At 65.4% G+C, this 12,667-nt stretch carries 8 protein-coding genes and 1 pseudogene; all 9 read left to right on the top strand.

Annotated features, from left to right (window positions below; translation table 11 throughout):
* Positions 1-104 precede the first annotated feature (104 nt).
* Entirely contained in the window at positions 105-1,403 is a 1,299-nt protein-coding gene (gene ftsA / locus QTL98_RS07250; protein ID WP_445681548.1) for a cell division protein FtsA, read from the top strand.
* A gap of 108 nt (positions 1,404-1,511) precedes the next feature.
* Positions 1,512-3,287: a cell division protein FtsZ gene (gene ftsZ / locus QTL98_RS07245; RefSeq protein WP_445681547.1), complete on the top strand. Its 1,776-nt coding sequence runs from the start codon at positions 1,512-1,514 to the stop codon at positions 3,285-3,287.
* Positions 3,288-3,642: 355 nt separating this feature from the next.
* On the top strand, positions 3,643-4,581 hold the full coding sequence (lpxC, locus tag QTL98_RS07240; RefSeq protein WP_445681546.1) for a UDP-3-O-acyl-N-acetylglucosamine deacetylase: 939 nt from the start codon (positions 3,643-3,645) through the stop codon (positions 4,579-4,581).
* A 198-nt stretch (positions 4,582-4,779) separates the two neighbouring features.
* Positions 4,780-5,907: pseudogene (locus QTL98_RS07235) on the top strand (methyl-accepting chemotaxis protein); the annotation flags it as partial.
* Between the two features lie 72 nt (positions 5,908-5,979).
* On the top strand, positions 5,980-7,185 hold the full coding sequence (locus QTL98_RS07230; RefSeq protein ID WP_445682105.1) for an ABC transporter substrate-binding protein: 1,206 nt from the start codon (positions 5,980-5,982) through the stop codon (positions 7,183-7,185).
* A 195-nt stretch (positions 7,186-7,380) separates the two neighbouring features.
* Complete coding sequence (locus QTL98_RS07225) at positions 7,381-8,214, top strand: outer membrane protein assembly factor BamD (RefSeq protein WP_445681545.1); 834 nt, start codon at positions 7,381-7,383, stop codon at positions 8,212-8,214.
* A 52-nt stretch (positions 8,215-8,266) separates the two neighbouring features.
* Positions 8,267-9,934, top strand: a complete 1,668-nt coding sequence (gene recN, locus QTL98_RS07220; protein ID WP_445681544.1) for a DNA repair protein RecN — start codon at positions 8,267-8,269, stop codon at positions 9,932-9,934.
* Positions 9,935-10,114: 180 nt separating this feature from the next.
* Complete coding sequence (locus QTL98_RS07215) at positions 10,115-11,434, top strand: DUF1800 domain-containing protein (RefSeq protein ID WP_445681543.1); 1,320 nt, start codon at positions 10,115-10,117, stop codon at positions 11,432-11,434.
* 40 nt (positions 11,435-11,474) lie between these two features.
* Entirely contained in the window at positions 11,475-12,665 is a 1,191-nt protein-coding gene (locus tag QTL98_RS07210; protein ID WP_445681542.1) for a DUF1501 domain-containing protein, read from the top strand.
* Positions 12,666-12,667 lie beyond the last annotated feature (2 nt).

Below are 12,667 nucleotides of genomic sequence, written 5' to 3'. Positions count from 1 at the left end.
GCAGTAGAAAAGACGATATCGGCTTGAGACAGGCAGGCACCGCCAGGGCGGGGAGCCGGGGGAACCAAGGGGGCGACAAGGTGGGTCATCAAGGGGGCATCAAGGTGAAGAACAGGGGCATAGACCGCAAGGTCGGCCGTTCCTTCCCGGGCGGCGGCGGGCTGATTGCCGTGCTCGATGCCGGATCGAGCAAGGTCAGCTGCATGATCGGCCAGGTTGACCCGTCGGGGGGCATCCGTCTGGCTGGCATGGGCCTCACCGCCTCGCACGGCATCCGCGCCGGTACCGTTGTCGATATGGCCCGCACGCGCGAGGCCGTTGGCCGCGCCATCCACGAAGCCGAAGTCGCCACCGGCAGCCATGTGGAAAGTGTGATCGTCAATATTTCGGGAGGCCACCCCCTCTCCCACACCTATACCGCGCATGTTGACATCGGCAGCCGCGCAGTAAGCGAAAACGACCTGCGCCGCGCCATCGCCCAGGCCCGTCCGGCGCAGGAACAGGTGAAAATGGAGATCGTTCATTCGCTTCCCGTTGAATATGCCATTGACGGGAATCGGGGAGTACGCGATCCATTAGGAATGGAAGCCGATCAGCTGGCCATGAAGCTGCATGTAGTGTCAGCTGAAGCCGCGGCTCTCAACAATTTGCGCAGTTGCGTGGAAGAATGCCATCTGGCGGTCGAGCGTTTTGTCGTATCCCCGTATGCATCAGGGCTTGCAGTCCTGTTGGAGGACGAACGTCAGCTGGGTACGGCCGTGATCGACATGGGCTCGGGCACCACCACGGTGGCCGTGTTCGTGGAAGGGCGCTGCATCTGGGTGGACAGCCTGCCGGTCGGCGGCTGGCACGTGACCTCGGATATCGCGCGCGGCCTTGGCACCACACTGGCGGATGCCGAGCGGCTGAAGACGCTGCACGGGCACGCCATGACCAGCGCCATTCACTATCACGAGGAAATCGACGTGCCGGTGGTGGGGGACAATGACGAAACCCACATGCGCCACCTGCCCAAATCGATGCTCGGCCAGATCATCCAGCCGCGGCTGGAAGAGACATTCGAACTGGTGCGTAGCCGTCTGGAGGCGAGCGGCATGTTCGCTTTAGCCGGCCATATCGTGCTGACCGGGGGGGCCAGCCAGATGCCCGGCATCCGCGACCTCGCCCATTACATTCTCGACCGGCAGATCCGCCATGGACGCCCCTCCCGCCTGATTTCCGGCGGGATTGGCAATGCAGGCGCGATCGACCCGGCCGCGAACCCAAGCCTTGCAACCTGCGCCGGCCTTCTGGCCTTCGCGGGCGAGCATCCGGCGGAGCTGCCGCTCCTGCCGACAGAGGGCCTCAGCCAGCCGGGCGGATTGTTCGGCCGGGTGGGGCAGTGGCTGCGCGAAAATCTTTGAATCCTTTTGAAGGGTTCACGCGTTGCCACACGGAAGTAACCCGCCGGACTGGACACCCGGCGGGAGATGAACAGGACGAAGACTTACGACCGAGAGGAGAGACCGGTTATGGCTTTGAATATTTCTGTGCCGCAGGAGACCATCCAGGTCCAGCCGCGCATCACTGTGGTTGGCGTTGGCGGTGCTGGCGGCAATGCCGTCAACAACATGATCAAGTCGGAGCTGGAAGGCTGCGAATTTCTGATCTGCAATACCGACGCCCAGGCCCTTAACAACAACCTCGCCGCCCGCCGCATCCAGCTGGGCCCGCAGACCACCAACGGTCTGGGCGCCGGCTCGCGCCCGGAAGTCGGCAAGGTGTCGGCCGAAGAATCCATTGATGAAGTGATGGAGCAGCTTGAAGGCTCCAACATGGTCTTCATCACCGCCGGCATGGGTGGCGGCACCGGTACCGGCGCCGCGCCGGTCATCGCGCAGGCCTGCCGTGATCGCAAGATCCTGACCGTCGGCGTCGTCACCAAGCCGTTCAGCTTCGAAGGTGCCCACCGCCAGCGCATGGCGGAGACCGGCATCCAGCAGCTGCAGCAGCATGTCGACACGCTGATTATCATCCCGAACCAGAACCTCTTCCGCATCGCCAACGAGAAGACCACCTTCGCCGACGCCTTCAAGATGGCCGACGATGTGCTGTTCTCCGGCGTGCGCTCCGTCACCGACCTCATGGTTCGCCCGGGCCTCATCAATCTCGACTTCGCCGACATCCGCTCGGTGATGACGGAGATGGGCAAGGCGATGATGGGCACCGGCGAATGCTCCGGCGACAACCGCTCCATCGAAGCGGCCGAACTCGCCATCAACAACCCGCTGCTCGACGACGTCTCCCTGCGCGGCGCCCGCGGCGTGCTGATCAACATCACCGGCGGCATGGACATGACGCTGATGGAAGTCGACAGCGCCGCCAACCGCATCCGCGACGAAGTCGACCCCGAAGCCAACATCATCTTCGGCTCGACCTTCGATCCGGAGATGGATGGTCGCATCCGCATTTCCGTGGTGGCCACCGGCATCGACGTGCAGCCGGCCCAGCTGACCCGCCCGGGCACGGCAACCTTCTCGACCATCGATGGCGGCCGCGCCGCACCGAAAGCGGTAGAGACCGCCAGCCGCACCACGGTCAGCGCTCCGGCAACGCCGCGCTTCGTGCCCGCCACCCCGGCTGTCGCCACCCAGGCAGCCACCATGGCCGGCACTGCCACCTTCACCGCCTCCCATGAGGGCGACGATGGCGAAGGCCTGAAGGCCACCGGTACCGACGGTATCGCCTTCCCGGTTCCGCAGCCGGTTGCCGAGGTTGAGGAAGAAGCCCCGGTCGCCATGATGGCCGAACCGGCCCCGCAGCCCGCCCCGCAGGCAGCCGCCGAAGCTCCGGTTGCTCCGCGTGGCACCTTCATCCCGCCGCGTGCAATCGAGCCGGAACCGGCCCCGGTCGAAATCCCGGCTGCGCCGCGCGCTGCCGCCATCGACCCGTTCGTCGAGGCTGACCTGGTCAACGCTACCGGTCGTGTGGCGCATGAGCAGGCCCACCGCGCCGAACCGCGCCGGCCGAGCCTGATCAACCGCCTGCTCGGCAAGACACCGGAAAGCGCCGCCCAACCGGTTGCTCCGCGCCGTGAACCGCAGCCGTCGCTCGCCGGCCTGCGCGAACAGGCCCAGAGCCGCGTGGCCCCGCAGGCCACCGCTCCGGCCCAGCGCCCGGCGGCTCCGGCCCAGCAGGCTCCGGCCCCGCAGCAGCGGGCCGCAGCCCCCGAGGCCCAGTCCCGCATGATGTGGAATGACGACGACACGCTCAGCATCCCGAGCTTCCTGCGTCGTCAGGCCAACTAAGCAAGAAACCGGTCGTCCAGCCGGTCGCAACTTCGTCCTGGGTACCGCCTGCCAGAGCTCCGGCTCCGGCAGGCGGCAACCCGCCTTCCTCGCCCCGGTTTTTCACGCCCCGGCGAGCTTTTGCAAAACGCCTTTTAAGCCTTGAATTCGTTAATATTTTTGATCGCACACAGTTGTAACAATAAATAACAATCAGTGATTTGAAGGCTTCACACCGCCGGCCTATCTAGTGAGCATGCGCTGGCTTCATGACGAACCGGCACCGCCGGATCGGTAACCGCCCTCCGGACGTTTCAATCGAAGGCTTGTGCGGCAGCCGGGTAAGGCTGCTTCGGAAAAACCAGGAGTTCTCGTCTTGCCCCTCAACAATCCGGCCCTGGCAGAGTTCTCCCAGCACACCCTCAAATCCGCCATTCATTGTGTCGGCATCGGTCTGCACAGCGGCCGCAAGGTGCGCCTCGAGCTGCGCCCGGCTGCGCCCGATACCGGCATCGTCTTCATCCGCTCCGACCGCCCGCAGGACGGCCTGATCGAAGCACGCTGGAACAGTGTGGTCGATACCCGCCTGTGCACCGTGATCGGCAACGAGGCCGGCGCCCGTGTCGGCACCATCGAGCATCTGATGGCCGCGCTGAATGGCTGCGGCATCGATAATGCCGAAATCCACGTCGATGCGGCCGAAGTACCGGTGATGGATGGCAGCGCCGATCCGTTCGTCTTCCTCATCAACGCCGCCGGCATCCAGATCCAGGACGCCGACCGCCGTGCCCTCGAGATCCTGCGCCCCGTAAGCGTCAGCGAAGGCGATGTGGAGGCTTCCTACACGCCGTCCTCCGAACGCCGCTTCAGCTTCGAAATCCAGTTTGCCGACCGTGCCATCGGCCAGCAGCGCCACAGTCTCCTGCTTGAAGATGGCAACTTCCAGAGCGAAGTCGCCAACTGCCGCACCTTCGGTTTCCTCAAGGATGCCGAAGCGCTGCGCGCCGCCGGCCTTGGCCTCGGCGGCTCGATGGAAAATGCGGTCATCGTCGACAGCGGCCGTGTGCTGAACCCGGAAGGCCTGCGCCGCCCGGATGAGTTCGTGCGCCACAAGGTGCTGGACGCCGTTGGAGACACCTACCTCGCCGGCGGTCCGGTGCTGGGTCATTATCACGGCTTCAAGGCCGGCCACCGCATCACCAACAAGCTGCTGCATGCGGTTTATGCCGACCCGGCGAACTACCGCATCGTGCGCCTGCGCAATGTGGCACGCACCGGCGCGGCGGAACTGGCTGTGGCCGGTGTCGCCAGCTAACCTGACTTCGGATCCCCCTCCACTCACAGCCGGCCCTCTGGGCCGGCTGTTTTGTTTTGCACTTGCGCAGTCCAGTCATCCGGACGACGACCGGAGCAGGGACAGGAAGGCAAGCGATTCTCCCATCTGAATCGTTACATTTTTATATGCACACTATCGTATTGCAGTAGCGAACAAGCCAAAACGCCTGATAGCATTATGGTGAATGACAGCCGTCATTCTTCTGGCGCGGGAGGGCTCATGCGTCTTGGTGGAGAGCGCGTCAGGCAGTTGGCCTGCACGGTGCTGGCGGCAGTAGCCGCGGTTCTCTTGTCCCTTGTCATGGCCCGGATCGGGCTGGCCGGTTTTGCCCCGCTCGCTGCGGTCGGAACAACCGGCGTCCTGCTGGCGGCCTTCCTGCCGTTCCTGTTGCATCCGGCACGACATGCCGGCCCCGCCTCCACCCTCGACGGTATCGCCGATGCCCTGGAAGCCATTTCATTGGGAGATCGTTTCGCCGTCATCGAAACCGGTGGTGCAGGCGGCCTTGCGGCGCGCCTTTCACGTGCCGGAGAAGCGGCACGCGAAAGCCTGATCGAAGCCGACGCCGCCATGGCCGACCAGGCAAGCCGGCAGGTAGAAGCCGAGTTGCACAACGGCTCCCGCGAGTTCTTCTCCGAAAAATTTCACGGCCGCGTCGGCCATCTGGTTGCCGCCTTTACCGCAGCCGGCGACGGGGTCCGCGAGCGGGCTGCCGACCTCGTCCACAGGAATAGCGCCATAGCCGGCCAGATTGGCGCGGCCAGCGAGGCTGCGGGCGTGGCCGCCGAACAGGTGGAGGAGATGGCGGAAGCCGCCAACCAGATGATCGAACTGCTGCGCCGGTCGGCCAACAGCGTGGCCGGATCGGCCGGCCTTGCCGACCGCACGGTGGGCGGATTGCGCCGCACCGAGGAAATCGTCACCAGCCTTTCCGATGCAGCGAGCGAAATTGGCAGCGTGCTGGCGATGATCGACCAGATCGCCAAACAGACCAATCTCCTGGCCCTCAATGCCACCATCGAAGCATCCCGCGCCGGCGAAGCGGGGCGGGGTTTCGCCGTCGTCGCCAACGAAGTCAAATCCCTCGCCCTGCAGACCGGCAAAGCCACCGGAGAAGTCGCTGTGCGTATCGGGCGCATGGAAGAGGTCGTGCGCTCTACCTCCGCCGCCATTCGCGACGTGCTGGAAAACGTCATCGCCATGAGCGACGCCAACCGCACGATGGCAACCTCTCTCGACCACGGGAATGCCGGTGTCGGCCGCATCGAGCGCATTGCCCGCAGCGCCGATGCCGTTGCCGAAAAGACCCGGGCGGTCAGCCGCGCGCTCGGCGATATCTCGGCGGAAGTGACGCGCACCGATGAGGTGGGCAGGACAATGCTCGGCACCGCCGGCGAATTGCTGCATCAGACGGGCCAGCTCACCGGCGCTGTCGACGGCTATTTCAGCGACCTAAGCGAGGGAGTGATCAAGCTCGGTATCCTGCATTCGCTCTCCGGCACCATGGCCATCAGCGAAAAGCCGCTGCAGCAGCTCCTCGTCATGCTGATCCGCGAACGCAATGCCGCCGGCGGCTTGCTGGGGCGCCCGCTGGAGCCTGTGATTCTCAATCCGCGCTCGGACTGGCCGACCTACGCCGCACAAGCCGGCCAGCTGATGCGCGAGCGCAAGGTGGCTGCCATCTTCGGCTGCTGGACCTCCTCTTCCCGCAAGGAGGTTTTGCCCGTGGTCGAGAAGGCCGGCGGCCTGCTTTTCTACCCGGTGCAGTATGAAGGGCAGGAACAGTCCGCCAACATCTTCTATACCGGCGCCACCCCGGCACAGCAGGCCCTGCCGGCAGCCGAGCATCTGCTGAAGGAAGGGCGCCGGCGCTTCATGCTGATCGGCACGGATTACATCTATCCGCGGACCACCAATGCCATCCTGAAGCGTTTCCTCGCCGCCAGAGGCATTGCCGCAAAAGATATCGAGGAGATCTATACCGATTTCGGCCATCGCGACTGGGCCTCCACGGTCAGCCGCATCAGCGCTGGCCGCGGAGACAGGCTGGCCGTCATCTCCACCATCAACGGTGACGCAAATGTCTATTTCTACCGCGAGCTTGCCCGGCAGGGCATCACAGCAAACGACGTTCCCGTCATGGCCTTTTCCATCGGCGAGGCCGAACTGGAAACCCTGCCGGTGAAGGCGATGGAAGGCCATCTGGTGGCCTGGAACTACCTGCAAAGCCTGAACACGCCGGAAAACCATCGCTTCATCGAAGCCTGGCGGCGCCACACAGGCAGCAAGAGCGCCGTGACCAACGATCCGATGGAAGCCACCTGGATCGGCTTCCAGCTTTGGTGCGCGGCCGTGGAAGCGGCGGGCTCGACAAAGCCGGCCGCCGTCATCGCCGCTCTTGGCGGTCTCAGCGTTACGGCGCCCAGCGGCTTTACCGTCCACATGGACAAGGCCAATCATCATCTCCACAAGCCGGTTGTCATGGGCCGCATCACAGGCGGCGGCATCACCCCTGTCGCCACCAGCGAAGCCCTGGTGGCGCCCGAACCCTGGAGCCCCTGGATCAAGCGTACCGGCGCCTGACGGCCCGCTTTCATACCCCACTCCGCAGAAGCGGCAGGCCCCGCGACCTGCTGACCATTGCACTTGCCGACGGCAGGCTGTAGGCAGGCTGGTGCGCTATTGCTATACAGGGGCGCGAAGGCGCGTTCGCGTCTGCCCGGCCAGCGCCGGCAGCACCTGCGGGCGGGCTCCCAGATACCGGTTTGACAGGCCTTGATGATCAGCTCTTCGATGTTCTCCAGCCGTTTGCGACTGCCCGCTGCCCTTCTCTTTGGTGTCGCCCTGCTGGCCGGCTGCTCCAGCACCAAGGAGCCGGAGCCTTATGTAGAGCGCCCTGTAGAGCAGCTCTACAACGAGGCGCACGCCCAGCTGGAAAACAAGGAATATGAGACGGCCGCCAAGTCCTTCGATGAGGTGGAGCGCCAGCACCCCTATTCGCCCTGGGCAACCCGCGCCAAGTTGATGTCGGCCTACGCCCACTACCAGTCGCTGCATTACGATGATGCGGTGGTGGAGCTGGAGCGCTACATCCAGCTGCATCCGGGCAGCGAGGATATCGCCTACGCCTATTACCTGCGCGCGCTCTGCTTCTATGAGCAAATCACCGATGTGAAGCGCGACCAGAAGATCACCAAGGTGGCGATGGACGACCTGCAGGAGGTCATCCGCCGCTTCCCCAATACCGAATATGCCCGCGACGCCCAGCTGAAGTACGACCTGACGGTCGACCATCTGGCCGGCAAGGAAATGGATATCGGCCGCTGGTATCTGCGCCAGGGCCAGTATCAGGCCGCCATCGGCCGCTTCAAGGAAGTGATCGACAAGTACCAGACCACCTCGCACGTGCCTGAAGCGCTGCATCGTCTGGTCGAGGCCTATCTTTCCATTGGCCTGCGTGAAGAAGCCGAGCGCACCGCCACGGTGCTGGGCGCCAACTTCCCGGGCAGCAGCTGGTATCAGGACAGCTACGCGCTGCTGCGCGATCCCAAATGGCGCACGGAGAATGATGAAGGCTTCTTCAGCCGGGCTTGGAATTCGATCGTCAACTGAAAGAGCGGCGCCCACCTCGCCGACCTGACCCACGCAAGGAGCCTTAGCCCGCATGCTGGCCGCGCTGTCGATCCGTGATGTTGTGCTCATCGACCGGCTCGACCTCAGCTTCGCGCCGGGCCTCAGCGTGCTGACGGGCGAGACCGGTGCCGGCAAGTCAATCCTGCTCGACAGCCTTGGCCTGGCGCTGGGTGCCCGCGCCGACAGCGCACTGGTGCGCCATGGCACCGAGCAGGCGGCGGTGACGGCAACCTTTGACGTGCCGGACGATCATCCCGCCTTCGCCCTGATCGCCGAACAGGGGCTGGAAGCGGAAAGCCCGCTCATCATCCGCCGCTCGCTGACCGCCGAAGGACGCAGCCGCGCCTGGATTAACGACCAGCCCGTTAGCGTCACGCTGCTGCGGCAGGTGGGGACGCTGCTGGTTGAAATCCACGGCCAGTTCGATACGCACGGCCTGCTTGACCCCACGACCCACCGCTCCCTGCTCGACGCCCATGCCGGCCTTGGCATGCAGGCAGAAGCTGTCGACGGCGCCTGGAAGACGTGGCGGCAGGCCGAAAAGGCCCATGCCGATGCTGCCGAAGAGTCCGGCCGCGCCCGGCAGGAAGAAGAATTCCTGCGCCATGCGGTGAGTGAGCTTGAACTGCTCGCCTGCCAGCCAGGTGAAGCCGACCAGCTGGCAGAGCGCCGCACCCGCCTTGCCCATGCGGAAAAACTGGTGGAAGCGCTGACCGGCGCCGACAGCGCTCTTGCCGGTGATCGTGGCGCCGAAGCCGCCATCGCCAACGCCTCCCGCGCCCTCACCCGTCAGGCCGAAAAAGCCGGCGGCGCCTTTGACGGCGCCATCGAGGCGCTGGACCGGGCAGCCACCGAAATCCAGGAGGCGCTCGCCCTCCTCCACTCCGCCAGCGCGGATATCGATATGGACCCGCGGGCGCTGGAGCAGGTGGAGGAGCGGCTGTTCGCCCTGCGCTCGGCCGCCCGCAAGCACAATGTGGAGATCGACAGGCTGCCGGCACTGCGGGACGATCTCGCCCGCCGGCTGGCGCTGATCGAGGATCAGGGTGAGAGCCTTGGCAAGCTGGCGCAGGCCGCCGAGATGGCACGCGCCACCTATCTGAAGCTGGCGCAGGCACTGGGCGCTGCGCGCCGGGCAGCGGCGCTGGAGCTGGATAATGCGGTAGCCGCCGAACTCGAGCCGCTGCGCCTCGGCCGCGCCCGGTTCGTCACCGTCATCGACACCGCGCCGGAAGCCGGCTGGGGGCCGCACGGCACCGATACCGTTGCCTTTCTGGTCGCCACCAATCCCGGAACCCCTCCTGCCCCGCTGGCGCGTGTGGCCTCCGGCGGTGAGCTTGCCCGCTTCATGCTGGCGCTGAAGGTGGTGCTGGCGCGGGTTTCCGCCGCGGCCACACTGGTCTTCGACGAGGTGGACACCGGCATCGGCGGCGCCACCGCCGATGCGGTGGGCGAACGGCTTGCCCGGCTTGGCGACAATGTGCAGGTGCTGGTGGTAACCCACAGCCCGCAGGTGGCCGCCCGCGGACGGCAGCATCTGAAGGTCGAGAAGCAGGAAGAAGGTGCCCGCCTTGCCACCCGCGTCCGCCCGCTGGAGCCCGGAGAGCGGGAGGACGAGATTGCCCGCATGCTGTCCGGCGCCTCCATCACCGACCCGGCGCGCGCGGCCGCCGCTGCCTTGCTCGCCCAGCGCGGCTAACTGACGCGGACACCCGCCCCAACTACATAACCCTTTGTTTTTTGCCATTTTCCTGTCGGCTATGATCATCCGCTCGACAGGCGCGGACCATCCCTTCGCCATGTTTGGCCGGCCCAATGGATTGCAGGGTGGGTGCCTTGTGCCCCCCGCAGATCTTCAATGGGGCAAGAGGCCGGACCAATGGCAGATCCTTCCCTGGCGTTTCATGCCGTCCGCCGCTTCGGCACCGGACCCGGCACCCGCGACCTGAGCAATGCCGCGCAGGATCCGCGCGGCTGGCTCAAGGCACAGATCCATGCCGGTGCCGCACTGCCGGATGCGACAAAACCCATGGCACCGACCAATGAGGCCATGGCGGATGCCGCGATCTATACCGCCAACGACCCGCGACCGAGCGACGATACCAAACGCACCCTGCGGGAGGCTGCCAAACGCCGTGATTATCTGGCGAGTCTGCGGGCCGCCTCTACCAGCCAGACGCCTTATATGGAACGGCTGGTCCGGTTCTGGACCAACCATTTCTGTGTCTCCGATGCCCGCAATGCGGTTGTGTTGCTGGCCGGCGCGTATGAGCGCGACGCCATCCGTCCCGGTATGGAGGGCACGTTCCGGCAACTGCTGGGCCGCGTGGTCCGGCATCCGGCCATGTTGCAATATCTGGATAACGACAGCTCGACCGGCCCGAACTCGAAGGCCGGTCTCAAGAACCACAAGGGCCTTAACGAAAATCTCGGCCGCGAGCTGATGGAGTTGCACACGCTCGGGGTCAATGCCGGCTACACGCAGGCTGACGTGACCAACGCCGCGCGTATCCTTACCGGCTGGACGGCGCCCTTCAAGCAGGGTGAGTTCCGCTACGCCGATAACCGGCATGAGCCGGGCGACAAGCCCTGGTTCGGTACCACCATCCGTTCGGGCGGCGAGAAGGAAGGTGAAGAGTTGCTGGACCGGCTAGCCGAACATCCGGCAACCGCCCGCCATATCGCAACCAAGCTCGCCACCCACTTTGTGGCCGACACGCCGCCTCAGGCGGCTATCGACAGGCTGGCAAAGGTCTACCAGCAAAGCGGCGGCGACCTGCCGACATTGCACAAGGCCATTGTCGATCTCGACGAGGCCTGGGCCAACCCGCTTGCCAAGGCAACGCAGCCGGTCGATCTGGTTGTGGGCCTGCACCGCGCTCTCGGGGACGACGGTGCCGACGAGAAGGACCTCTCCTTTCTCAGCCAACTGGGTCAGCCTTATTGGGGAGCGCCAGCCCCCACCGGCTGGCCCGACACGACGGCGGACTGGTTCGCCCCGGATGCGCTGCTGCGCCGGATAGAATGGGCGCAGCGCATGGGCAACCAGTATGGCGGCAAGATCGACGGGCGTGACTTCGCGCAGAGCACGGCCGGCCCGCTGCTGACAGAGGCGCATTTCGGCGTCATCCGCAGCGCCACCTCGGCGCGCGAGACCTTTACCCTTGCCCTGCTGACCCCCGAATTCCAGCGCCGCTAGGGTGCCGCTTCCCTTCTCTCCCTTCGTGGAGGTGCCAACGATGACCCGTTCCTTCTCCCTGCCCCGCCGCCGCCTGCTGATCGGCGGAGCCGCCGCCCTTGCCGGCGCGACAACCCTTTCGTCCAACCTCGTGCTGGCCGCAACGCCGGGTGGGGACCAGCGGCTGGTGCTGTTCGTCCTGCGCGGAGCCATGGACGGGCTTGGCGCTGTCATCCCTTTGCAGGACCCCGCCTATCAGGGGCTGCGCACCAGCATAGCCCTCGAGCAGGGGCTGCCGCTCGACGGCTTCTTCAGCCTGCACCCGGCCATGGCGCCCATCCATGGCTGGTACAAGGAGGGCGTTTTGCTGCCGGTCCATGCCGTCGCTTCCCCCTACCGGGAGCGCAGCCATTTTGACGGGCAGGACGTGCTGGAGCTTGGCCTCAACGCCAAGGGGCTGACGCGGGACGGGTGGCTCAGTCGCACACTCGTGACGATGGCGTCGGAAGGGACCGGCGACAAGGCGATCTCGGTTGGTGTCGGCGTACCTCTGGTGTTGCGCGGCAAGGCCAAGGTGCTGTCCTGGGCGCCCTCCAGCATGCAGGCCCCGGCAGATTCACTGATGGACCGTGCGGCGCGGCTTTATATGGCCGACGCCCAGCTTCATTCTGCCTTCGACGGGGCGGTCCAGGCACAGGCGATGGCCGGCGGTTTTGACGATGCCGAACTTCGAAACCGGGAGCTGAAGACCCTTGCCGAAGCGGCCGGGCATTTCCTGACGGCCGAGAGCGGCCCCCGCATCGCCGTTATCAGCAATGATGGCTGGGATACCCATGTCGGCCAGGGCGGTGAGACCGGACGCCTTGCCAAGCAGCTTGAAGGCCTGTCGAACGCCTTCGTTGCCCTGCGCGCCTCGCTGGGGGAGGACGCCTGGAAGAAGACGGTCGTGCTGGCTGTGACCGAATTCGGGCGCACCGCCGCGGTAAACGGCACGGGCGGCACCGATCATGGCACGGCAAGCGCTGCCTTCCTTGCCGGCGGTGCCGTCAAGGGTGGACGGGTGCTGGCGGACTGGCCCGGGCTCGGCGACGCAGCACTTTATGAGGACCGCGATCTTGCCCCGACGCGGGACGTCCGCTCACTGTTCAAGGCGGCCCTTGGTGATCATCTGCGTGTCTCGCGCCGCGGCATCGAGGAAAAGATCTTCCCCGATGCCGGCAGCGTGAAAGCCGAGAACGGCCTTTTTATCTGATC

The organism is Radicibacter daui, assembly GCA_030657355.1.
Taxonomy (GTDB): Bacteria; Pseudomonadota; Alphaproteobacteria; order Radicibacterales; family Radicibacteraceae; genus Radicibacter; species Radicibacter daui.
This window is presented reverse-complemented; position numbering and strand designations above follow the sequence as displayed.

Bases quoted from the DNA above. Each gene is read 5' to 3' on its own strand.
- ftsZ (WP_445681547.1), top strand. From the start codon at position 1,512: ATGGCTTTGAATATTTCTGTGCCGCAGGAGACCATCCAGGTCCAGCCG.
- QTL98_RS07230 (WP_445682105.1), top strand. From the start codon at position 5,980: ATGCTCGGCACCGCCGGCGAATTGCTGCATCAGACGGGCCAGCTCACC.
- QTL98_RS07225 (WP_445681545.1), top strand. From the start codon at position 7,381: ATGATCAGCTCTTCGATGTTCTCCAGCCGTTTGCGACTGCCCGCTGCC.
- recN (WP_445681544.1), top strand. From the start codon at position 8,267: ATGCTGGCCGCGCTGTCGATCCGTGATGTTGTGCTCATCGACCGGCTC.
- QTL98_RS07215 (WP_445681543.1), top strand. From the start codon at position 10,115: ATGGCAGATCCTTCCCTGGCGTTTCATGCCGTCCGCCGCTTCGGCACC.
- QTL98_RS07210 (WP_445681542.1), top strand. From the start codon at position 11,475: ATGACCCGTTCCTTCTCCCTGCCCCGCCGCCGCCTGCTGATCGGCGGA.